21 protein-coding genes and 2 pseudogenes are annotated in these 21,931 nt (G+C 57.4%); 15 read left to right on the top strand and 8 right to left on the bottom strand.

The window, feature by feature from the left end:
• Positions 1–461 precede the first annotated feature (461 nt).
• The gene (locus tag QN219_RS27260; protein ID WP_284003301.1) at positions 462–2,126 is read right to left on the bottom strand and encodes a N,N-dimethylformamidase beta subunit family domain-containing protein; all 1,665 of its coding nucleotides are present in this window, start codon (positions 2,124–2,126) and stop codon (positions 462–464) included.
• 350 nt (positions 2,127–2,476) lie between these two features.
• Between QN219_RS27260 and QN219_RS27255 the strand changes: the two are divergent.
• The 3 genes and pseudogenes from QN219_RS27255 to QN219_RS27245 form a co-directional block, all read left to right on the top strand.
• Positions 2,477–2,855 (top strand): annotated as a pseudogene (locus QN219_RS27255) (transposase); the annotation flags it as partial.
• 19 nt (positions 2,856–2,874) lie between these two features.
• Positions 2,875–3,026: pseudogene (tnpB, locus tag QN219_RS27250) on the top strand (IS66 family insertion sequence element accessory protein TnpB); the annotation flags it as partial.
• Positions 3,027–3,634: 608 nt separating this feature from the next.
• Positions 3,635–4,720, top strand: coding sequence for a DDE-type integrase/transposase/recombinase (locus tag QN219_RS27245; protein ID WP_284003299.1), 1,086 nt, complete (start codon positions 3,635–3,637; stop codon positions 4,718–4,720).
• A gap of 13 nt (positions 4,721–4,733) precedes the next feature.
• Here the strand turns inward: QN219_RS27245 and QN219_RS27240 are convergent, their stop codons facing one another.
• Positions 4,734–5,558 carry an IclR family transcriptional regulator gene (locus QN219_RS27240; RefSeq protein WP_284003296.1) on the bottom strand — a complete coding sequence of 275 codons (825 nt, stop codon included), beginning with the start codon at positions 5,556–5,558 and terminating at the stop codon, positions 4,734–4,736.
• A gap of 582 nt (positions 5,559–6,140) precedes the next feature.
• Here QN219_RS27240 and QN219_RS27235 point away from each other — a divergent pair.
• The 4 genes from QN219_RS27235 to QN219_RS27220 all read left to right on the top strand — a co-directional run bounded on the left by QN219_RS27235 (position 6,141) and on the right by QN219_RS27220 (position 7,407).
• On the top strand, positions 6,141–6,467 hold the full coding sequence (locus QN219_RS27235) for a hypothetical protein (protein WP_284003294.1): 327 nt from the start codon (positions 6,141–6,143) through the stop codon (positions 6,465–6,467).
• Positions 6,468–6,597: 130 nt separating this feature from the next.
• On the top strand, positions 6,598–7,098 hold the full coding sequence (locus tag QN219_RS27230) for an ArdC family protein (RefSeq protein WP_309486626.1): 501 nt from the start codon (positions 6,598–6,600) through the stop codon (positions 7,096–7,098).
• Positions 7,064–7,261, top strand: coding sequence for a zincin-like metallopeptidase domain-containing protein (locus QN219_RS27225; RefSeq protein ID WP_284003293.1), 198 nt, complete (start codon positions 7,064–7,066; stop codon positions 7,259–7,261). The genes QN219_RS27230 and QN219_RS27225 overlap by 35 nt, the downstream gene beginning before the upstream one ends.
• Positions 7,258–7,407, top strand: coding sequence for a hypothetical protein (locus QN219_RS27220; protein ID WP_284003292.1), 150 nt, complete (start codon positions 7,258–7,260; stop codon positions 7,405–7,407). Before QN219_RS27225 ends, QN219_RS27220 begins: the two co-directional genes overlap by 4 nt.
• Before the next feature lie 29 nt (positions 7,408–7,436).
• Here the strand turns inward: QN219_RS27220 and QN219_RS27215 are convergent, their stop codons facing one another.
• From QN219_RS27215 to QN219_RS27205, 3 genes are all read right to left on the bottom strand, one after another.
• Positions 7,437–7,955: a GNAT family N-acetyltransferase gene (locus QN219_RS27215; RefSeq protein WP_283979795.1), complete on the bottom strand. Its 519-nt coding sequence runs from the start codon at positions 7,953–7,955 to the stop codon at positions 7,437–7,439.
• A 424-nt stretch (positions 7,956–8,379) separates the two neighbouring features.
• Positions 8,380–9,720 (bottom strand): aspartate aminotransferase family protein, encoded by a 1,341-nt coding sequence (locus tag QN219_RS27210; RefSeq protein WP_284003291.1) that lies wholly within the window; start codon positions 9,718–9,720, stop codon positions 8,380–8,382.
• Between the two features lie 227 nt (positions 9,721–9,947).
• Positions 9,948–11,390, bottom strand: coding sequence for a PLP-dependent aminotransferase family protein (locus QN219_RS27205; RefSeq protein WP_284003290.1), 1,443 nt, complete (start codon positions 11,388–11,390; stop codon positions 9,948–9,950).
• 280 nt (positions 11,391–11,670) lie between these two features.
• Here QN219_RS27205 and QN219_RS27200 point away from each other — a divergent pair, with 280 nt between their 5' ends.
• From QN219_RS27200 to QN219_RS27180, 5 genes are all read left to right on the top strand, one after another.
• Complete coding sequence (locus QN219_RS27200) at positions 11,671–12,756, top strand: extracellular solute-binding protein (RefSeq protein ID WP_284003289.1); 1,086 nt, start codon at positions 11,671–11,673, stop codon at positions 12,754–12,756.
• A gap of 30 nt (positions 12,757–12,786) precedes the next feature.
• Entirely contained in the window at positions 12,787–13,695 is a 909-nt protein-coding gene (locus QN219_RS27195; protein WP_283979799.1) for an ABC transporter permease, read from the top strand.
• 2 nt (positions 13,696–13,697) lie between these two features.
• Positions 13,698–14,510, top strand: a complete 813-nt coding sequence (locus QN219_RS27190; protein WP_284003288.1) for an ABC transporter permease — start codon at positions 13,698–13,700, stop codon at positions 14,508–14,510.
• 37 nt (positions 14,511–14,547) lie between these two features.
• Positions 14,548–15,693, top strand: a complete 1,146-nt coding sequence (locus QN219_RS27185; protein WP_284003287.1) for an ABC transporter ATP-binding protein — start codon at positions 14,548–14,550, stop codon at positions 15,691–15,693.
• 97 nt (positions 15,694–15,790) lie between these two features.
• Positions 15,791–16,807 (top strand): Gfo/Idh/MocA family oxidoreductase, encoded by a 1,017-nt coding sequence (locus tag QN219_RS27180; protein ID WP_284003286.1) that lies wholly within the window; start codon positions 15,791–15,793, stop codon positions 16,805–16,807.
• On the opposite strand, the gene QN219_RS27175 is transcribed toward QN219_RS27180, so the two are convergent.
• The 3 genes from QN219_RS27175 to QN219_RS27165 all read right to left on the bottom strand — a co-directional run bounded on the left by QN219_RS27175 (position 16,781) and on the right by QN219_RS27165 (position 18,335).
• Entirely contained in the window at positions 16,781–17,209 is a 429-nt protein-coding gene (locus QN219_RS27175; protein ID WP_405052276.1) for an ATP-binding protein, read from the bottom strand. The two genes, QN219_RS27180 and QN219_RS27175, sit on opposite strands and share 27 nt — an antisense overlap.
• A gap of 434 nt (positions 17,210–17,643) precedes the next feature.
• Positions 17,644–18,042 carry a Mu transposase domain-containing protein gene (locus QN219_RS27170; protein WP_284003285.1) on the bottom strand — a complete coding sequence of 133 codons (399 nt, stop codon included), beginning with the start codon at positions 18,040–18,042 and terminating at the stop codon, positions 17,644–17,646.
• A 47-nt stretch (positions 18,043–18,089) separates the two neighbouring features.
• Positions 18,090–18,335: a hypothetical protein gene (locus QN219_RS27165; protein WP_405052275.1), complete on the bottom strand. Its 246-nt coding sequence runs from the start codon at positions 18,333–18,335 to the stop codon at positions 18,090–18,092.
• Positions 18,336–18,418: 83 nt separating this feature from the next.
• Here QN219_RS27165 and QN219_RS34295 point away from each other — a divergent pair, with 83 nt between their 5' ends.
• The 3 genes from QN219_RS34295 (at position 18,419) to istB (ending at position 21,900) form a co-directional block, all read left to right on the top strand.
• Positions 18,419–18,550, top strand: a complete 132-nt coding sequence (locus tag QN219_RS34295; protein ID WP_405052274.1) for an iron-containing alcohol dehydrogenase — start codon at positions 18,419–18,421, stop codon at positions 18,548–18,550.
• Between the two features lie 1,004 nt (positions 18,551–19,554).
• Positions 19,555–21,084: an IS21 family transposase gene (gene istA / locus QN219_RS27160; protein ID WP_284003384.1), complete on the top strand. Its 1,530-nt coding sequence runs from the start codon at positions 19,555–19,557 to the stop codon at positions 21,082–21,084.
• Positions 21,085–21,096: 12 nt separating this feature from the next.
• A complete protein-coding gene (istB, locus tag QN219_RS27155) occupies positions 21,097–21,900 on the top strand; it encodes an IS21-like element helper ATPase IstB (protein ID WP_284003283.1) in 804 nt (267 codons plus the stop codon).
• Positions 21,901–21,931 lie beyond the last annotated feature (31 nt).

The raw sequence follows: 21,931 nt of genomic DNA, 5'->3' as shown, positions 1-21,931 counted from the left end.
GAAGTCCTAGACTCGCTTCGACAGAGTAGCAGTCCAGGCACGTGGCTCGTCGTCTGATCGATTTGCTCCGCATGGGGCGTCGGCTGGGTGACGAACAGGAGGAGTGGATAGTCCGATAGTCCGGTCGGAGCCAGCTGACAAAAATCGAGCCTCGAGGTCCCCTGGCCGTGATGTTGATTTGGGTCGTGTCCCGCGCGGTGGTGCAGCTCGACAGTATCGGAGCTCTTGGGAGCGCGCCCTCAACACGCGCCGTAGCGAAGTGCGACATCACGACCGAGCAGCGGGCACGTCATGCTTCAGAGGTATTTATCCACAGAGATGTTCCGGGAGATGATTAAGCGAGGGGATGTGATTGAAAAAACGCTGCAGGGGACGCCATCCAACGAAAATCTGTGACCACCACCGGAGTTTTAGCCCGGTGGTGGTCTTCCGCATGTGGGAGCGGTCACCCTGATAGAGCATCACCGAGAAAATCGATCTAGAACATTTCTAGTAACAATTTCCGTACCTAGCTCACGTGCCGCCAATCCAGCCACCCAATCAGCCGCACCCGCGTTGAACACTTCCCCTTTGCCACGTGTGAAGTGTACAATCATTCCGCTACCGCGCGACGCTTTGTCGCGATTTTCGGGAGTGTCGGCTCCATATCTAGGTACGGTGAAAGTGTCTGTCTCGTCGGAATAGTACAAGCTCTCGCCGGTGCTGTAATGGGGGACCTCACGATTATTGGCCAATCCCATCGCCAAAATTTCGAGATTTTCCGGTGCACCATCCTTGAAAGTCGGATAAGGTAAACCGTCGCGTATCTCGTACTCAAGTCCGTCTACTTCGTAGCCGAAAATTCGCGCGCTTCCCCCGAGAATATCGCCGTAGTAGAAATTACCTCCAGTGAACGCCCAATGTTCAGGGCGATAGATAGTGAAGCCGCCGGATCCACGCGGCGCAAAGGCGCCGTGATTAGCATACATGCCCCACGTTGCATTTAGGCCAAAGGTGGCTGCTCCAGGCCGGCCGACCAACGGATCTTCCCATTCAGCAGTTATCCTTCGAGCGTGCGTTGAACCCATTAGTGGATCGTGTGTTTTAGCAAGTTTTTTGTAACAAATTTGTTTGGTGCCGCCATCCTCAAGACGGATTTGCCAGTAGAAGTTGCCGCCGAAGCGAGCAACTCTTCCACCTTTTTCAACATATTGATCGACTGCTTCGCGCATCTCCCATGTCCAGTACTCGTCGTGCCCGACAATAACTGCACATCGGTAAGCCTCGAGAATATCTGGGTCGTTATGCAAATCGGTTTGTGTGGCGTAGTCGAGATTATAACCGTTTTGTTCGGCCCAGAAGGCAAAATGGCGGTCATAATTTGCCCAACCAGCATTGGCATAATATCTACTATACCCACGCAGGGTCGCGAATTCACTTGCTGGGTAGCGCGGAATCGCGCCCACCTCAAGTGCTGTGCCATATCCCTTTCTGGGCGCACCTGCGGGAAGCGACATGAATCCTCGCGCCCAAGGCCGATGGATTGACAGTTTAGGGGCAAAGGGCAGACCCTCCGGCTCGTTATCAGCGAGGTAATGACATGAGCCGCCAAAGTCATTATAGGCGGTCCAGGTACTTGTCGCGAGAATGAATAGAACAGGGGCTCGAGCGCCCCGCTTTGCGGGAAGTACTGTAATCCCGTGCACGTGTTCGCGAACATTCCCTTGGCCATCCGCTGCACGTGCGATCACTAAATAGAATCCACTTCGTAGATCGCGCGGCACAGTCCAACGAGCTACAACGGGCCAGCCGCAGCCGTTTGCTGCAAAGTCGGCCGGCAGCAGTGAAAACGGCGCTTTGACTTGCTGAATGACATCTACTGGGTTTGACCCAATCTCATCTCTTCGAATTTCAATGGATATCTCGGTAGCAGTTGTGCTCGCATGGATAAGTACGTCGTCGCCTGGGCGGTACGAAAGAAGGTTTGTATAACAGAAGACCTGCGCTACTCGCGCATCATCAATCACTGTTTCGTAAGACCTCGACCGAGTTGCATCGAAGCCTTGGGGTCTTGGAATGAATCCGCCCCAGTGCTCAAGAGGTTCGTGAGGAAGCTCGCGTCCCTCGTCTATATCTTCACTAATCATAGTCTTCTCCAATTTTATTGGTTACGGAAGCCGAATTCATTGGCGCGGAACCTGCCCATCCATTGCGAACCTCAAATGTGGGCTCGCAACGCAGCAGAGCTCGGCATTGGTCATGGCTCCAGCGGCTCAACTGCGCACTCTCTAGGTGAATGCCCCTTCAGCTTGGAAGTTGGCAAGGGAGCGAGTGAAACTCTATTCCACAAAGAATGGCATTGCAATAACGCGGTTGTATCGTTCTGACGACGACAACGCTTTCCTCCAATTGGGGCCTCGACCCGAGGTGACGGTGCTGAGGACGGCCGCTTCCATCGCCGCATGATCGTGAGCGCTACGGAGATCGCGCTGGTGCCATGCTTGGAGTCATGGATGAAGCCAGGCACGATGGAGTCTACCGGCGGATCGAGGTGATCACCGGTCGACGCCAGCGGCGGAATTGGACCGACGCAGAGAAGGCGTGGATTCTTGCCGAAAGCGCAGAACCCGACGTGAACATCTCGGCCGTCGTCCGGCGTTGGGGCGTCAATCGCGGTTTGCTGAATGTCTGGCGCCGCGAAGCCGGGCTGACCGTTCGACGATCCGAGCAAGCCTGCGCACAGCAGGCCATGTTCGTGCCGGTGACAGTGGTTGGAAAACGAACGCCTCACCAGCGCATCATCGGATATCGCTTCCGTTGCCTCCAGTCGAATTGAGATCGAGATTGCCGGAGCACGCATGGCCGTGATCGGCTCGTGGCGTTGCGAGGGCGCCGGTGATTGGACTTTCGCCGAATGTAAAGATCATGACGGCGACCCAACCTGTCGACTTGCACTGGTGGCGTCAGCCCTTGCGGCCGATCCCTGTTGTGGTGACGTGTTCGTGTTTCGGGCCAAGCGACGCGATCGCCTGCGCTCCATTTGTTGGGTATAGCGCGGCGATCAGGATGAGACGGCGCATTGCCTCAAGCAAAATGTTACCGATAGTGTTGATGCTCCCGATGGGATGGTCATGGTTCGCTGTCCCGGCTCGGGGGATGGATGGCACGGCGGATCAGCATGGCGACACGGACGGAACTGATTGAGGCAATCATTGAGCGCTGTCGATCGAGCTGTCGGGCGGACAAGCATAGGATCCTAGATGAGTTCGTCGCGGTTACCGGCTACCACCGCAAGCATGCGATCAGAGCTCCGCCATCGTGGGTCCGAGCCGCCTTCCGCTCGGCAGCACGCTGTCCAGTATGGTCCCGACGTCAGGGAAGCGCTGGTGGCTCTATGGGAAGCGTCCGATCGTCTTTGCTCGAAACGCCTGAAGCCGCTGATTCCGATTTTACTGCCCGCCCTCGAGCGTCACGGCCGGCTCGAGCTGAGCAGCGAGCTTCGCGATAAACTGCTAATGGTCAGTGCAGCGACGATGGATCGGTTGCTGTCAGAGGTACGTGTGGTGGCTCGCGGTGGCCAGCGTCGGCGCGCCGGAATGAGTTCCGCGGTTCGCCGGTCGGTCCCGGTGCGTACTTTCGGGACTGGAACGATCCGTTGCCCGGTTACGTCGAGATCGATTTCGTGGCCCATTCGGGTACCTGTTCGTCCGGCAGCTTCGCGCAGACGATGGTGCTGACCGATATCGCTACGGGCTGGACCGAGTGCGTGCCGGTGCGGACGCGCGAAAGCGGCCTCGTGATTGCTGCCCTCAAGCAGGCCCGCTCGCAGTTTCCATTTCCGCTGCTTGGCGTCGACTTCGACAATGACAGCGCCTTCATGAACGAACTGGTGGTCTGCTGGTGTCGAAGCCAAGGCTTGGAGGTGACCCGTTCGCGCGCGTATCGAAAGAACGATCAAGCCTGGGTCGAGCAGAAGAACGGTGCGATCGTGCGACGGCTGGTCGGTTACGGAAGGTTCGTCGGCGCGGAGGCGACGACAGCGCTGGCTCGCCTCTATGAGGTGGTGCGCCTGCATGGCAACCTGTTCCAACCTTCATTCAAGTTGCGGGAGAAGACGCGGATCGGCGCTCGTGTCATCAAACGCTACCATCCGCCCGTGCCGCCTGTTGCGCGGGTGCTGGCCCATTCCGGTGTGGCCGAGGCCGACAAGGATCGGCTGAAGGCGATGTTGGCAAGCGCGGATCCAGTGATACTGTTTGCCGGGATCCGCGCCGCCCAGGAGGAGCTCGGAAGGCGGGTCGATCGGCGTGGCCTAAACGCCAGATCCGAAGAACCGGTCGTCGTCGATCTGCAACGCTTCACCTTGAGCCTGAAGACCGCCTGGCAGGTTGGGGAGAAACGGCCGACACATCGGAGGCCATATCGTCGTACCAAGCCTTACCCGAAAAGGCGGAGCATGCTGGAGCCATTCGAGCCCCAGATTCGAGCGTGGCTTGAGGCGGATCCGGCGGTCTCGGCAGCCTCGGTCCTAGAGCGTCTAATGAGCGCCGATCCGTCACGCTTCACGAAGAAAAGCCTGCGGACGGTGCAAATGGCCGTCAAGGCTTGGCGCATCGAAACAGCCGGGCAGATTATTCTCGATGGAGACTGGATGGAGCGCGCGCCGTTATCTTCTCCCGCCGCGGCAGGAGAAGATAACGGCCATCTCAGCGCACAACGCTTCGGTAACATCCCTGGGTGAGGCAATAGGGGGGTCAGTTTTTCATTTCGCCCGACAGCTCTGTCAGCAGTTGACGCAGGGGCCACATGAAAGCGAGTTCCTCGGCAGTTCGTCGCGCCAGTTCGGCTAACTCTGGGATTCGACGTTCATGCAGACGTAAGGCCGGGGCCACAATCGCCACAGCACCAACAGCATTTCCTTGGTTGGAGATAACGGCAGCAGCAACAGATGAAACTCCAACCTCAGCCTCTTCTATTGCAACTCCGTAGCCCTGGTCGCGCGTTCTAGCCAGCTCTTGAAGCAACGCGTCGGCGGAACGTAGCGCATTGGGGCCAAATCCTCCCGGATAGTCGAAGCCTGCGTCGAGTACCAGTTTGAGTGCCTTCTCGTCTGCAAGGGTTGCCAACCACGCTTTTCCGCTTGCCGTCACGTGCAGCGGCAAGACCGGAAATGTACGTGGTTGACAAATCAGACTTCCGGTGGCGCCTTGTGCATGAGCAAATGTAATCAGATCGCTTCCAACTATGCCAGCCAAGCGAACAAGTTCTTTGCATTCATTCGCAGCGCGATCAATGATTGGCTGACATATGTCAGGAATTTGGGCCACTTGTAGATACCGATATCCAATAGCGGACAACTTGAGTGTTAGCCGATAAAATTCTGTCTTCTGGTCCTGTTCCACCCATCCCAAAGCACAAAGTGTCGAAAGTAACCGATGTGTACCGCTGCGCTGAAGCTGAAGCGTCTGTGCAATCTCGCTGAGGCGCACGCTCCGTCCCTCGCAAGCCAAGAGTTCAATGACAGCGAAGCAATTTTCGACTAAGGAATTAGTGACTTTCATCGTGGAATAATGTTCCATTTGTTCGGACCGGCACGATATTGCTAGCAACAGACGCACCTGTCAATGAGTGCTATGGATCTCAGCCAGCGCGTGCTAGAGGAGCGGTGCCGACGTGTCTGTCCGATGTGGGCCTGAGGCACATCAATCTCTGAAATGGCCAGATTCAAAGTGATTCGTCCCTCGTGCCGCGACTGTGGCATGCTGGAGTTTTCGCTTAACGCGGCCTGTGAAGGGCCCGACTCAGGCCTGTCGTAAACGACTGGCGAGGCAACCTAGGCATGCATGGCCTCCCCGTGCTACTGGCATCTATGAAGACCTACAATGCTTTGTCGTCAGACCACCGGTGCGATTGGACGTCTTGTCTCTCCACATGCTTCGAGGGTCTGATCTATGCGGCCAGCGCAATTCGGACCGTGCAGTCAAGGGAGATGGCAAACAAGACTGTACGCGGGAAGCAGGTTCCTTTGTTTTCTCTCGTTTCCGGACTGTGGAGTGCCTTGCTGATACAAAGGCAAATCCAGCCAGGGTGAGCCTGCCGGGTGGATTACCGTCGAGCCGCTAGCCAACGCAATCGAGGTTTTGGAACGCCCGTCGTTCCGGGTGGCATCCACCCGAGGCCTCACAACGCTCCGGCCCGTTCTGGTGGCACGGCCTGTTTGCAAGGACCACCTCTCGGCCGAAATCGTCCGCCAGCTCAATCACTTCGGCGACCATATCAACCACCTGTTCGGCACACCCGACAGGCCGGGCGGTCCCGAACGAGCCAGGTGGGCAACGTTGGCGGATCACGACGCGGCAGTTCAGGCGCAAGATCGAATGGCACATACCAACCGTCCGTTGGGCACAATCACCGGCATGATCCAGTCTAAACATGCCTCCGTCGCCGCTTTCGAAGGCTATGCCGGCTCCGGCCGATCCGACTTCTGAGCGGAGGTCGAGAACCGGCGCAGCCTCGGCCAACTCTCAACGCAGTGCTGATCTATTTTGACGAGCGACGGGCCGGAGCCACGCTGTCCGGACCAAGCGCGCCGACGTCTATTCCCGCGTCACGGCCGAGATCACTGCCACCATCGAGCAAGGCACAGGTGGATGGCAGGCGCCCAGGTTCCACATTGGGACCAGCATTGTCCGTCCGACCAACGTCTCATCCGGCAAGCGCTATCGCGGCCTCGACAGAGGTGCTTCGCGCCTACTCTACCGCTGGCGCTCTGGGCCGCGGGCTGCGGCCGGCGCGCAGGTTGACGGCTACGAGCGCCCGCCACCTGCCCGAGACCTAACGTATCCCACATGCCAAAGCATGCACTGCGAACCTGCGCATCAAGACCGTATTCGGCGGGTCGGAAGCCTACCACCTCCCGTCTTCCGACACCATGCCGCCGTTCACCTCATTTCGCGACGCCGCGCAACGCCGCGTCATTCTATGCCGTATGATTCACGAGCCGGTCACGCCGCGGTTCGAAGGACAGGCTTGACCGCGATCTTTCCGGCCGCTTCGGGTCAGCGGCCTATGCCGCCGAAGAAACGTGACAGAAATTCTCAATGGGCTAGTCCTGGCTGATCTGGGTATCGCCCACCATCCGCGCCCCGATCATGCCGCCTATGTCGCCTCTTTGCTGGTGTTGAAGGACGATCCCAAAGCCATATTCATCGCCGCTAGCAAGACGCAACAGGCGGCAGACTGGATGCATGCGCAGCAACCTGAGACGCAAGATCTGGCATGACCAGCACCATCTTTATTGGAGCAAAATTTGAAAACTGGACCGTCAATGGCTTGACGTCCCCGTCAAGCCTTGTGGGCTCCGAACTCGTAGTTGCTCCAATCCTCCATATTGAGGCCACCCACAAGCGTCAGGAACTGGTCGAGTGATCGGAAGGGAATAGGGATTTTCGTTCCGGTTAGGTCCCACGTGGCACAGAGTGTATCAAGCTACGGCGGAAGGCCACGCGGTCCTCACCCGGGCCGTCATAGTCGCTGTGGACGGATATACCTTTGTCTTCACCATCGACAGTAAATTCGAGGGCCTTGTGAAAGGCGATCGAGCCGGTGTTTTGGGGTGAGGTAATGGCGTGGACCTCGCATCGTCCGGCGGCAATCGCGTGGTCAAAAAAGGTCGTATAGAGCCGGCGTGCAAGTCCCTGTCCACGACAGTGCGGATCCACGCCAACGAAGTGAATATAGGCCTGCTCGGGATGATCGGGAGAGAAAAAACCCACCAAGAAAGCTCGGACTCCTGCTTCATCCTCCGCCACCAAACTACTGGAGGCGAAGTGCTGCAGAAACAACCGAGGGAGCAGCAAGGACAGCATCCGTGCCTGTTCAGGAGTGCGAGATTCTTCCCACCATGTCTGGATGGCCTTAACCAGGACCGGATGGTCGGACGTACGGGCAGGACGGATGTCAGTCGACGGATTCATCCTGATAATTCCTTGTAGTTATTGCAACAATGCGCCGATCTGAATCCAACAACGTCAAATGGGCGGTTTACGTGAATCGGCGTTACATTGCAGAACGCGCATAAAAGCTCAGTGCAAGGTGGAGAGTTCTTACCCTAGCATGATCTCTATGCCATCTTCCCGCCCGAGAGCAGCTCATTGATTACTCCAGTCCCACACTGTGGAATTGGCAGCGGATTCGCACCCACCGTCATCGTGGGAAAATTTCACGAAGGGGGTGCTCTGCCAGGATATGTCGCGCGAAACCGCAATATCGCATTCGACGGATGGTGCGCCGATAGCACTTGCCGCAGCCCCGATAATTAAAGCGGGGCGAACGCATCGCCGCCGCAATATGAGGCTAGGGTTTACGCTTGAAGTCTGTGACCGGCTATGCCAGGTCAGTTCACATTGAACAGGAATGCGCCAAGGCAGAATCCACCGCTTTCCCGAGCTTGTCGACCATCTCTTCGATCTGGTCCGGTGTCGTTATGAACGGCGGAGCGAGGACGATATGGTCGCCAACCAATCCGTCAACCGTCCCTGCCCCGGGGAAGCATATAAGGCCTAGATTCATGGCTTCGTCGCGGATGCGCGAACTGATGGCCTGTGTCTTTTCGAACGGTGCTTTCGTCGGTTGATCCGCGACCAACTCGATACATTGCAGAAAGCCGCGACCACGAACATCTCCGACAAACGGATTGTTGCCAAATCGAGCTTTCAAAAGTTCCTGCAGACGCTGCCCCTGAACAGCTACCTTCTCCACGAGCCGGTCACGGCGAACAATACGCTGCACTGTAAGAGCGGCGGCGCAGGCCGATGCATGTCCTGTGTACGTCCCACCACCCCTAAACATGCCTGAGCCCGCTCCGATCGCCTCATGAATCCTGGACGACACGAGTACGGCGCCGATTGGCTGGTATCCAGCCCCAAGGCCTTTCGCGAGAGCGACCAAATCCGGAACGATACCTTCCTCACTGAACGCGTGAAGCGTTCCTGTCCGGCCGAGGCCGCAGAGAACCTCGTCGAGGATCAAAGTTACCCCATATTTGTCGCAGATCTCTCTCACGCGTTTGAAATAGCCCGGAACCGGAGGTACGGCGCCCGACGCGCTACCACCTACAGTCTCGGCGACGAATGCGAGAACTTCATCAGCTCCCAGCGCAAGTATTTGTGTTTCGAGCTCGTTGGCGGCTCGCAAGCTGTATTCCTTCAGGCTCTCCCCAGGAAGGCGATGCCTGTATTCATAACATGGCGCGATGTGCGACATTTCGACAGCCATGTCCAGAAAGGGACTCCTCCGCACCACGTTGTGCCCCACTGCAAAGCCATTGATGGTCGCGCCATGATAGCTGTTCCTGCGCGCGATAATACGCCTGCGCTTCGTATCACCACGCTCTACCGCGGCCTGGCGCGCCAGCAGGACTGCGGTTTCCACTGCCTCCGAACCACTCGATACGAAGAAGGCCTTTGTCAGTTCCGATGGCGCGTTTGAAACGAGTTCCTCGGCGAGTTCCTCAAGTGGATCGGTAGTGAACACAAAGCCATGGAAAAACGGCAGCTTCCGAAGCTGCCGTTCAATGGCATCGATGACTTCTGCATTGTTGTGCCCAAGGCAGGAAACCGCCACTCCCCCGGAGCTCGCGTCGAGATAGCGCTTGCCCTGCTTGGTAATCACGAAAACACCATCACCGTACTCGGCAGTTTCGGGGTGTCCGTGGATTTGCCGATGAAAAACCGAACTCATGTTATCTCCTAGAATCGGGTTGGATTGCCAATGAATCAACTTCGGGGGATCGGGTGAGGTGCTCTATCGGGTACAAGCTTGTCTTTGTACCGGAACATTGCTACTAATGAACATAACAAGATTGAGTTGTCAAGTACCCTGTACGGGCGTGCTTTAGCATTCCCAGTGCGCGGCCTGACGAAGGGAGCGCAGAGACGTGGTGTCGCGTAATTGTTTCGGAGCCTTGTTTACGCCAGATTCAGGCGATCGCGGCTATAAATTGTGCCGAGAATCTCAAGGGCTCGGGGCAAATGCTTCGGTCCAGAAGTAGGAAAGGCGGAGATCCGGACGTAGTCGCCCCGACGTTCACCGCCAGCCCAAAAATCATCCCCTCCCGCAACGTGCACGCCGTTGCGCATCGCCGATCCGACAAAAGAACTGCTGACCCATTGGGGCGGCAGCTTCAGCCATATAAACGGCGCCTGTTTCTGGGCGGAAACCGCCTGCGCGGGAAAGATTCTTGCGGCTATGGCTTGAAACGCCGAGCACACCGACTTCGTCACGGCGAGATGCTCCTCGATTCTGCCTGACATGATCCATTGGGATATAATCCACGACTGGGGCAAGGCAAATTCACAAAAGGCACTACGCGCATTGAGCACGATGTCCCCGCGCGCTGACTCGGGAACGGCGGCGAACGCCAGTGGTGTCTGCGCTCCATAGACCTTGGAGAAGCTCGATACACTAAATGTTCCTTCGGGATAGAATTCGCCGAAACTTGGCGGCGGCACGTCTAGCAAATAGCGGAAGGGATCGTCTTCGATGATTGGACAATCGTGGCTCTTCGCGACTCTCGCAAGATCTTCGATTCGTGCGGCGGGCATAGAATATGCCATTGGACTGTGAACTGAAGGCATGAGGTAAATCGCGCCGGGCTTGTTAGATCTCAGCGCCTTTTCCAAGGCATCCGGCCGCATGCCATCCTCGTCGCCCTCAACGGCAAGCGCTTTCAAGTCTAAAGCTTCCAAGATGAAACGCAGGCCGAAATAAGTGAAGGTGTCGACATAAACATAGCGCAATCTCCGGCGCAGCATCAGCAGAATGGAAAACAAGGCCGATTGCCCGCTGGCTGTAACCTGCACGGATCGGCCAACGATCGGCACCTGCGTCATTTGAAACCAGCGATCGCCGGCGCTTTGCAATATCCGAGGATCGGCCACTCCCGGACCAATATAACCCTGACGTTGGGCAGTGTCGGAAAATAGCTCTGATAGTTCGCCGATCAGCTCTGGCACATAAGGATAGGTCTGGTTAAGATCGATAACAGAGCCGAACCATGCGTTCGATGGATGTTCATTCGGATCGGTGGCGAACGCGGTGACGGTTGTACCGCGGCTCCCCCCGGTCTCAATGATATTTCGCCGTCTCAATTCGTCGTAGACCTTGACGGCGACCGAAACGGAAACCTTGTTCTGTCGAGCCAATTCACGCAAGGGCGGCAGTTTGGAGCCGACGCGATATCGCCCCGATTTCAAGTCGGCCAGAACTGTGGCTAACAGGTCTTCACTCTTGCTCAAAACGGCAAATGCTCCGCAAAAAAATCTAAGTGGCCCGAAGTTAAGCTCCGTACATTCTGTTCGCAAGTGGGAACGATACAAATTTTGTAACTTGTATGCGTTTTGTACCGGCATGTCGTCACCTTTTTGTGCACTGACATGAATCAGCTTGACACATTTTTGTATTGATGTTCTAGATGGAACTGCATTCCGCATAACCAATGACCGCCTCAAGGCGGCGGGGAACAGGACTAACGTTTCGGCGAGACATCAACAGCCGCGAGGCTGAGTTTGTTCAGAGCTTCGTGCTGCGAGCAGAGCTTCTGCAGTTGTCCTCTACGATGCTTAGAAACACGATCTGCAACCGCTTGCGGGAGCATTACGACACCGGGCGATTCACCAAAGGAGAGAGAGCATGAGCATAAAATCATTGCTTAAGAAACCGATGCTTTACGTCGGCATCACTGCCGCATTTGCATTTGCGACGTCTGCCGTGCTTGCGGCAGACCTTAAAGGCAGAGAAGCCGTTATCTGGAGCCCGGGTGGGAAGTATACGACCGCCCTCCAGGAGGCCTACGTAAAGCCGTTCGAAGCTGAGACCGGCGCTAAGATTCGATTGGTTGAGGCGAGTATGGACCAAGCGGTTACCGCGGCTTCAGCCCAGGCCAAGTCGAAGGATGTCCAGTGGGACGGCCTCTCGTCGGTTGATGCCCCTTACATGCCAAGGCTGGTTAGCGACGGAGTGATCGAAGTGATCGACGCGTCTGCCATTCCCGGCCTAAGCAAGCTTCCCAAGGCGGCGATACATGGAAATGGCGTTGGAGTTATCAATCAGGTCGTGACAGTCTCCTATCGCTCGGGTGACAACGTCACACCAATGAAGAGCGTGAAAGATTTTTTTGATCCGAGTATCAAGGGCGCCCGCGCCATGGGCTCGAACGCCGGCTCAGCGTCGTTCAATTGCACGCTGGCACTGATAAGCGATGGAGTCAGTGTCGATGACCTCAGCAAAGGTATCGACGTCGATCGATGCCTCAAGATCTTCGACCGGATCAAAGACCAGGTTACGTCCTACTGGACAAACGGAAGTCAGATGGCCCAGTTGATGATCGACAATAACGTCGACTATTGCCTCTGCTGGGACGGCCGGATCATTCAAGCGGCGCAAGCGAACCCGGAATGGAAAATCCAGTACAACGGCGGCATCCAATTCTTTGCCTATTTCGTCTACACGAAGGGAACGAAGAACGCGGACGTTCTTAATGCTTTCGTCGAATACATGCTGGATCCGAAGCGGCAGGCGGAGTTCACCAAGCAAGTCGGCTATAGCGCGCCGAATCCGGAGGCGATTGACTACCTCCCAGAGGAACTAAAGCCGTTTCTCAGCGTGACGCCGGAGGCACAGGCGGTTCTCACGACATTGACTGATGATCTGTTAGAGAAGATGTCGGACCAGGAAGTCGAACTTGGCAAAGCCTGGCAGGCCTACGTGGCTCGGTAATCTAGTCTAAGTAGTCAGGCGAAAGACCAATTGGACCTTGTTATGCAATCGACGTACAAATTCAAACCTCAGCGGGGAAGCGCCGTCGCGGAAGTCGACAAGGGAGTTGTTCTTTCGAAGCCGATTGGCTTTGCGAGCGTTTCCCCGCTTTTTGCCGTACTTGGCGTATTCTTCTTCGGACCCATTATCGCACTGATTTTAGCAATATTCGATCAGGGAGTAGGAGCCGCTGGTCAACTGTTATATGACGTTATGCGAGATGATCTGTTTCACTCCGTTGCGTTCCGAACATTTCGGGTCGCGTTGATCGTCACGATCATCAGCGTCGTTGTCGGTTACACCATGGCCTACGCGATGTGGAGGAGTTCACAAACCGTGCGCTCAATCGCCCTGGCCCTCATCATGTTTCCGCTTTTCACGAGCATCGTCGTCAGGACGTACGCCTGGACGGCAATGTTCAGTCGTTTTGGCATCATCAATACAGTGCTGCTCAAGTTCGGCTTAATCGACCAGCCGCTGACGATGCTGAACTCCGAACCTGTCGTCCTGATTGGCATGGTGCAGGCTATGCTGCCTTTTGCAATCCTCCCTATTTACACAACGCTTCTGAGTCTTGACCTCGACCTCCTACGAGCATCTGCGATATGCGGTGCAAAAGGGCGGCAGACGTTTACCAAGGTTGTTTTGCCGCTCACGAAGCAGGGAGCGGCGGTGGCCGCTATCCTGGTATTCGTCATTTCCCTCGGCTTCTACATTACACCAGCAATTCTCGGCGGACCGAAAAGCGCAATGATCTCCAATATGATCAGCACGGAGGTCATTACGTTTTACAACCTGAAGGGCGGTGCAGTGATGTCCGTTCTCCTACTATTAGTGACCCTTTGCCTGCTTTTCATTGCCAGCAAAATCGGCAGCGTCGCTGCTCACTACAGGAGATAGAGATGGGCGACACAGCAAACATCCGCCGCATTCGTTTTCTGCTCATTGCACTGGTAGCTCTCTATCTTACCGGCCCGACACTGGTAGTCGTCTGGCTATCGTTCAGCACCGACGACGTCCTAAGATTTCCTCCGCAACTGTTTTCCTGGCGCTGGTATCAGGAGTTTGTGTTTGACGAACGGTGGAATGAGGCGGTCTTGCGGACGCTTTTTGTCGGTGGTCTGGCCACCTTGTTCTCTACGACGATTGGCAGCATTGCAGCCTTTGGCGTGGCGCGGACAAAACTTCCAGCAAAGCGTCTGGTTGAAGCCCTCGCAATCGCACCGCTGGTGGTTCCGCCAATCATCCTGGCAACGGGTGGCTATTCACTTTTTGCAAAGCTGGACATGATCGGCTCCAATATTGGTCTTGCCGTATTGCACACTGTGCTGGGTGTCCCCTATGTCTACCTGATCGTAGCTTCGGCATTGGCCCGGATCGATCCCAGCATCGAACTCGCTGCCCTCAGCCTAGGAGCAAATCGCTGGCGCACAATTCGCGACGTGACGATGCCCGTCAATCTGCCGGCCATCATCACTGGAGGGCTGTTCGCCTTCCTGATCTCGTTCGATGAGGTCGTCGTGACAGTTTTCGTGTCGGGATCGCTTGCGCCGACACTGCCTGTGCGGATCTTCTCCAGTTTATCCATGGCAGCCTCGCCGGTCGTCGCTGCCGTTTCAACAGTCCAGATCATAATTGCAGTCGTGCTGATGTGCATGGCGGGCATCCTCCAGCGCTGGCAGCGGCGGTGGGCGGAAGCCGCCCCTGCAATGTGAAGCGACGTGTGTCAAATTGACTTAGAAGGAAAGTTTCGTGGGCATCCAATCAGCAATCGTGCAGTCGCAAAGTTATACAGGAGAAGTTCCGGTGTTAGAAAAAATTGGTTCAGTAGCCGGTTCTCGGGTGCAAATGCGAGGTCTCACGAAAGAGTATGGGATAGTTCGCGCTGTCGACAACGTCTCACTCGATATCGAGCCTGGAGAGTTCATTTCTCTGCTCGGCCCATCCGGGTCGGGCAAGACGACAGCACTGATGATGCTGGCGGGGTTTGAGAGTTCAACGTCGGGATCAATCCACATCGGCCACCAGGATGTCACATCGGTTCCGCCATATGCACGAGGCATTGGAATGGTGTTTCAAAGCTACGCGCTGTTCCCCCATATGAGCGTATTCGACAACATCGCTTATCCCCTCAAGCTCAGACGCATGTCAAAAGCTGACATCGACATACGCGTGCGCCGGGCAATGGAAACGGTGAAGTTATCGCCTGATAAGTTCGCCAACCGATTGCCGCTCCAGTTGTCAGGCGGCCAACGCCAACGCGTCGCTCTTGTCCGCGCATTGGTCTACGAGCCCCATGTGCTCCTGATGGACGAACCCATGGGCGCGTTGGACAAGAATCTTCGCGAGGAGCTCAAACTGGAGCTTTTGAACCTGCAGGAGCGGCTGCGGCTCACGATCGTTTATGTGACTCACGACCAGAGTGAGGCCCTGATGCTTTCTGATCGCGCAGCTGTGATGCGAGATGGTCGGCTCGAACAGGTCTCATCACCTGAGAGCTTGTACCAGCGCCCTCAGACCGAATTCGTGGCTAACTTCCTGGGGGAGGCAAACCTCCTTCCGGTCAATCAGTCGTCCGAAAGCGACTTCAAACTCGCGGACGGCAGGGTATTGCGTTGTAGCCTGGATTTCGCCATCAATCCGGCGCAGCAATATCTCCTATTGCTCCGCCCGGAAAACGTCGAGGTCTGCTCCGAAACCGAGGCCATGCTGCAAGGTCGAATAACGAAGTCCGTCTACCTGGGTAGTTTCACGCGGATCGAGGTCGACACGCCGGTGGGAACAGTAACGGCGTTCGCGAAGCCGAGCCCGTCGCGTCGTTTCGTACTCGACCAGACGGTCGGACTGCGGTTCCCAACGGAGAATGCGGTTCTGGTGCCAAAAGCCACACGCGGCTGACCAACCCATTCAAAGCCGGCCCCGTGAAATCGCCTACGGGACTAGTTCCATACATTTGCAAAGCGCGATCAACCGCATCAGCAGCAGGGGAACTTTCATGCGAGTCATCCAGGTTGGCATTGGCGACTGGGGTGTCAACTGGGCATTGACAGTTGTTCCGCAAGTCGCGGGTATCGAGATAGTCGCCTTCGTAAACCGGCAGCCCTCAAAAGTCGCAGAGGCAGCAAGCCGTCTGAATGTGTTGCCGTCCCTCTTCTTCCGCTCAATCAGCGAAGCGGCCGCCGCGACTGGCGCAGAAGCCGCTCTCGTCCTCACAACAACCGATGCTCATCCGGACCTTGTCACAGAGGCCCTGCAGATCGGGCTGCATGTTCTCGTCGAGAAGCCCTTTACCAGCGAACTGAGCGATGCGCGTCGTCTGACAGAAATCGCTCGGGAAGCGCGTCGCGTCCTGATGGTCAATCAAAACTTCCGCTACTACCCCGCGGCTGTCCGCGCACGCGAAATAGTGCGGAAACAAGAGCTGGGACTGCTCGGCGACGTGCGCGTAGATTTTCGCCGCCGCATCACTTTCGAATCAGAAGCTCGAGCTCGCTGGCACCAGACGATGGTGCAGCCGCTTCTCCTTGACATGGGAATCCATCACTTTGATCTTATGCGCATGATTATAGGCGCTGAACCAACACATGTTGATGCTCTCGCCTCAAGCCCCATCTGGAGTAAATATAGCGACCCGGCGTCAGCGTCGGCCTTGATCCGTTTTGCCAACGGGGTGGTCGTCAACTGGAGCGGTAGCTGGATAACCCGGGCCCCTGAAACGACTTTCTCGGGCGATTGGCGAATGGAGTTTGAAAACGGATGCGTGGACTGGTGTAGCCGCGGAGATCGCGACGTATCACTAAATGGAGAGCGCCTTCAGGTGCGACGCGGCGAAACTTCCACTGAAGAAGAATTAGCCACCCGGGATTTGTTTGGTCGAGCCGCTGTCCTGGCCGACTTCCAAGCAGCGGTGGTAAGCGGGCAGTGTGAAGACTTCTTTCCGTCAGCTGAGGACAACGTGAAAAGTTTAGAACTTGCTCACCTGGTGCTACAGTCTGCTATGAAAACAATCTGATTTATACCGCTGAAACCTAACATAGAATTCTCGGGTGGAGAACAGCCTTGGAAGGCGGTGATAGGCGACGGAGAAGTCCCCGCGGCATGCCTTGTTTCCGAGCGCGCAGGCAAGCCAGCTCTTTCCGATGCCGGCGGGTCCGACCAACAGCAGGCTATGGCCCCGAGAGATCCAGTCGCAACCGGCGAGCTTCATGAAAAGATTGCGGTCCAGGCCGCGGGCGGCGCGGAAGTCAGCGTTCTCGATCTGGGCGTCATGGCGCTGCTTTGCAGCGCGCGCTCTCGCCCGAAGCGCTTCTGGCGGCGTGTCGTCGCCTCGCGTTCGAGCAGCAGTGCAAGCCATTCGCCATGCTCGAGGTGTCGCTTCCGTTTGCGCCTCGAGTTCCTGATAGGCACTGACCATGCCTGTCAGGCCGTTCGCGCAGCATGTCGATGGTCGGATTGGGTCAGCATCGTTGGTGTCTCCTCAACGAACGTAGCCGGGACCACGCAGATTGGCGTGTTCCATGACGGCGGCGGGTTCGGTGGAATGTCTGGTGGCCTTGTGGGTGGCGATGAGCGAGGCAATCGTCTTGCCAGGCCGCCGATCTCGACGGCCCGTGCCGAAACGACCTCGGCGCGCTCGCGGCCGATGTCGCGATAGAGGCGCAGGATGCCGAGGCAGGTTCTGAAGCCCTGCTCGGGATGTGGCCGGCTGGCGAGAATGGCGACGATCTGCTCTTCGGTCTGCGGACCGATGGACGCGGCCCAGCGCCGGAAGCGCTCCGGCGTCCATTAGGCATATCGGCGGTGGGAGTTCGGCATGTGCGCCGGGTCTGTTCCATAGCGCGGCCCGCCTTAGCGGCGCTGATGGACCGCGACGCGTTTGCCGCGATGAAAGATCTCGATCATCCGCGCGGTCGCCCCGATATCGACCTGCTGGCGAATGAGCGCGTGCGGGACGGAATAGAAGAAGGTCTTGAACTCGGCATGGTAATCCGTCGAGACCCGCGCAAAGCCATTCGGCGAACTCGTACTCGTCGGCGGGCAAGCTTGCGAGCCCCGCGCGTTCGACCGTCTCGAAGAGTGGCGACGGCTGACACCCAAACGGCGCATGACATGATTGTTGATACGCTCCAACACGTCGGCAATCACGGCATTGGCCTCGGCGAGCGAGAATAACGTCTGCTTGCGCAGCCGACCGAGAATGCAGCTCTGGGCTGTAGAGCGACAAATCTGGCTGAGATCGCGTCTCATCTTGGTTGTCGCGCTGCACTGGGCGAAGCGCACGCCGTTCTAAGCCATCATGCGGTAGCGTTGATCTCCGGATCGTAGAAGCTGGCCCGGTTGACGCCGGACTTCAGACTATCGGGCACGACCAGACGGGGCACGCCGCCGAAGAAGGTGAACATCCGCACATGCGAACCGATCCAGTCCGACAAGGGCTGGGTCCAGGTGGCCTCGGCGAAAGTGAAGCTCGACGCATCGAGAACGCCGAGGAACAGCTTCGCCTCGCGGATCTCGCCAGTCTTGCGATCGACGATCGGCACCTTCTTGCCGGAATGCGGACTGTGGGTCTACGATCATTACCATCGGCTCGTGGCAGTTGAGCATATGAACCGTAGCTGATTGCGTGATCGTCGACACGGCCGTGATCGCGGCCGCGCCGGCTCGCTTTTCTTGTGCTGGCATCGGCGATGCAATAACCAAGTCCTTCGAAGCGCACGGATGTTTGCTGGAACCGGTGTCAACAGGCACGGGTTGAGGCAGCTGCGTTCTGCATTGATTTGTTGCCGAGGGCTGCTACACAATGATCCGGGCTCATGGTGTGGCCGCAATGCGCGCGGTAGAGCGCGGGGAAGTCAACTGCACTGCAGACGTGGAGGCCGCAGTTGAGGCCGCTGTGAGTTGCCTTGCCTTCGAAAATGGCGGTCTCTCGATAGCCCATGCCATGATGCTTGGCCTTCTCGTTACGCGCGGAACGCGACATGCCCAACAAGGCGAACACGTTCCTACGGACTTCTTGTTCAGCTCGCCGTAGAGGGCTGCAGTGAGGATGAACTCGACGATATGACGGAATTCTTTCAGCAGATCGGGCTGCCATGCACGGCTCGCCGACATGGGGCTTGCTTCCGAAGCCCTCATCTGCGCAATGTCGCCCGACCAGTTCTTGCGGCTGATATTGCAAACAGCATCCGTCGAATCGAAGAGTGGGAGGCACGCAAAGGTAATCCTGCGCGTGATTTTAAGGCTGAACAGCCGCTGGAACAAGGACGTCCACTCGCAATTCAACGATAGGATGCCTGCAGGCACATCCGGCAGATCCAAATTGACGTCAGTCGATCACTATTGCCCGAGAGAGGTGCCTGCCGGCAGGCCGACGGCAAACCCCGCGATCAGCTTGATTTGAGCAGAAAGCATATCGTTACCGTCGGAGGTCGTAGCCCCGGCGGCACGAGTTGCGCGAAGTAAGGGCGTTTCGGCGGTTAAACTGGCGATATCTGCCACAAGGAGGTCGGCGTGAAGAGATGCTTCCGGCATCGGAAATTGTGCTGAACCTTTAATCCCAATAGGCGGTGCAAATTCCGAGGCAATCCGCCCCCTGATTCCGAAATGATCTCGCCCCCCAATTCCGAGAAATAGTCGCCCCCTGATTCCGAGATGATGCCGCCCCCTTCGGAGGGCATCTGGCGTGGGTGTTCTGCTGGTGTGAAGTTTCTTCCTTCGACGTGACGAGGAAGGAACGGGATGCCTGCGGAGAGACTGGAGATGCGGCGTGTCCGCGAGATATTGAGATATCGTTTCGAACAAGGACTTGGCCACAAGTCGATTGCGGTCCGGGTTGGCGCTGCGCCCTCGACGGTGCGTGAGACGCTGCGGCGTGCGGCCGTTGCGGAGCTTTCCTGGCCGTTGGGTGACGACGTCAGCGATGCGGTCCTGGAAGCGGCGCTTTACAAGGCGGCCGGGACGAAGACGGGTCATCGTCGCAGCCCCGAGCCGGACTGGGCGCAGGTCCATCGCGAGCTGAAGCGCAAGCACATGACGCTGCAGATCCTTTGGGACGAATACATCAGCCGTTATCCGGACGGCTATCGCTACAGTCGGTACTGTGACCTCTACCGCGGCTGGGCGATGAAGCTGCCTGTGACGATGCGGCAGGATCACGCGGCCGGCGACAAGCTGTTTGTCGACTATGCCGGCGACACGGTCACGGTGGTTATTGATCGGCTGTCCGGCAAGACACGGCAGGCGCACCTGTTCGTGGCGGTTCTGGGAGCATCGAGCCTTTCATATGCGCAGGCACGCTGGAGCGAGACGCTTCCCGACTGGATTGAATGCCATATCCTGGCGCTGGAGTTCTTTGGCGGTGCGCCAGCCTTGCTGGTTCCCGACAATGCCAAGGTGGCGATCATCAAGGCCTGCCACTTCGATCCCCAGGTCAACCGGACATATTGCGGGATGGCGGCCCATTATGGCAGCGCCGTCTTGCCGACGCGGCCGCGACGCCCGCGTGACAAGGCGAAAGTGGAAGCTGCGGTTCGTATCGTCGAACGCTGGCTGTTGGGCCGCCTGCGCCATCGCATCTTCTACAGCTTGGCCGAGGTCAATGCGGCGATTGGCCAATTGCTCCATGATCTCAACGATAAGCGCGTTCTGCGCCGCGTCGGCGTCACGCGCCGCCAATTGTTCGAAGAGCTTGATCGTCCGGCTTTGCGACCGCTGCCTGTCGAACGCTATGTTTTTGCCGAATGGCGTATCCGGCGTGCCGGGCTGGATTATCACGTCGAGATCGAGCGGCACTATTATTCGGTTCCCTATCGCTTCGCCCGCGAGCAGGTCGAGGCTCGTATCACCGCCAATACGATCGAGATCTTCCACAAGGGCGAGCGTATTGCCGCCCATCGCCGCTCCAGCGGCAACGGCAAGCACACGACGATCCCCGATCATATGCCCTCGGCGCATCGCCGCTTTGCCGACTGGACGATCGAACGCATTCAACGCGAAGCCTCTGCGATGGGGCCGGATGTTGCGCTGTTGTGCGAACGCATTCTTGCCGACAGGCCGCACCCGGAGCAGGGCTTTCGAGCCTGTCTCGGGATCATCCGCCTCAACAAGAGCTTTGGCCGCGACAGGGTCAATGCCGCTTGCAGCCGGGCGCTGGAGATCGGTGCCCGGACCTATGGCTCGGTACGCTCCATCCTCGACAACCACCTCGACCGAACGGCTGCGTCAAATGGGGCGACGCCGCATGAACCGATCCATCACGCCAACATCCGCGGACCCCGCTATTACCATTAAGGAGAACGAAAGATGCTTGCTCATCCAACCCTGGATAAACTGAATGCCATGGGCCTGACCGGCATGGCAAAGGCCTTCAGTGAACTCGTTGCCAACGGCGAAAGCGAACATCTCTCGCACGCCGAATGGCTCGGACTGCTGCTCGAGCGGGAGTGGAGCTCCCGCTACGATCGAAAGCTTGCGGCACGCCTCAGGTTTGCCAAGCTTCGCCACCAGGCCACCCCGGAAGATGTCGATTATCGTAGCGAACGCGGCCTTGATCGCGCTCTCTTCATGAAACTGCTCAGTGGCGATTGGATCAACGCCCATGACAATCTGGCCATTTGCGGACCCTCGGGCGTCGGAAAGAGTTGGTTGGCTTGCGCTCTCGGCCACAAGGCTTGCCGAGACGATCGCTCAGTTCTCTATCAGCGTGTCCCAAGGCTGTTTGCCCAGCTTGCGCTCGCGCGTGGTGACGGCAGGTATGCCCGGCTGCAACGGACCTTGGGCCATGTTCAGCTCCTGATACTGGATGATTGGGGGCTCGAACCGCTCAATGAACAGGCCCGTCACGACCTGCTGGAAATCCTCGAAGATCGCTATGGCCGTCGATCGACGATCATTACCAGCCAACTTCCCGTATCCGCCTGGCACGGCGTCATCGGCGACCCAACCTATGCCGACGCCATACTCGACAGGTTGGTCCACAATGCCCACCGCATCGAATTGAGCGGAGATAGTCTGCGCCGAAATCTGCCGCGCAAAGCTTTGCGTATTTCAGGCGATCGTGAGCACGGATTTCACTGCATCGTGAGCACGGATTTCAGGGGATCATGAGCAACGATTTCAGAGGATCGTGAGCACCTTT

The organism is Sinorhizobium sp. 8-89 (assembly GCF_030124325.1).
In the GTDB taxonomy this organism is placed as follows: Bacteria; Pseudomonadota; Alphaproteobacteria; order Rhizobiales; family Rhizobiaceae; genus Sinorhizobium.
The sequence above is the reverse complement of the archived record's forward strand: the minus strand, read 5'-3'. Positions and strand labels throughout refer to the sequence as shown.

Excerpts from the sequence above, each read along its gene's own strand:
- QN219_RS27260 (WP_284003301.1), bottom strand. The coding sequence starts at position 2,126 with ATGATTAGTGAAGATATAGACGAGGGACGCGAGCTTCCTCACGAACCT.
- QN219_RS27240 (WP_284003296.1), bottom strand. The coding sequence starts at position 5,558 with ATGGAACATTATTCCACGATGAAAGTCACTAATTCCTTAGTCGAAAAT.
- QN219_RS27220 (WP_284003292.1), top strand. The coding sequence starts at position 7,258 with ATGACCAGCACCATCTTTATTGGAGCAAAATTTGAAAACTGGACCGTC.
- QN219_RS27215 (WP_283979795.1), bottom strand. The coding sequence starts at position 7,955 with ATGAATCCGTCGACTGACATCCGTCCTGCCCGTACGTCCGACCATCCG.
- QN219_RS27210 (WP_284003291.1), bottom strand. The coding sequence starts at position 9,720 with ATGAGTTCGGTTTTTCATCGGCAAATCCACGGACACCCCGAAACTGCC.
- QN219_RS27205 (WP_284003290.1), bottom strand. The coding sequence starts at position 11,390 with ATGCCGGTACAAAACGCATACAAGTTACAAAATTTGTATCGTTCCCAC.
- QN219_RS27200 (WP_284003289.1), top strand. The coding sequence starts at position 11,671 with ATGAGCATAAAATCATTGCTTAAGAAACCGATGCTTTACGTCGGCATC.
- QN219_RS27190 (WP_284003288.1), top strand. The coding sequence starts at position 13,698 with ATGGGCGACACAGCAAACATCCGCCGCATTCGTTTTCTGCTCATTGCA.
- QN219_RS27180 (WP_284003286.1), top strand. The coding sequence starts at position 15,791 with ATGCGAGTCATCCAGGTTGGCATTGGCGACTGGGGTGTCAACTGGGCA.
- QN219_RS27175 (WP_405052276.1), bottom strand. The coding sequence starts at position 17,209 with ATGGTCAGTGCCTATCAGGAACTCGAGGCGCAAACGGAAGCGACACCT.
- QN219_RS27170 (WP_284003285.1), bottom strand. The coding sequence starts at position 18,042 with ATGAGACGCGATCTCAGCCAGATTTGTCGCTCTACAGCCCAGAGCTGC.
- istA (WP_284003384.1), top strand. The coding sequence starts at position 19,555 with ATGCGGCGTGTCCGCGAGATATTGAGATATCGTTTCGAACAAGGACTT.
- istB (WP_284003283.1), top strand. The coding sequence starts at position 21,097 with ATGCTTGCTCATCCAACCCTGGATAAACTGAATGCCATGGGCCTGACC.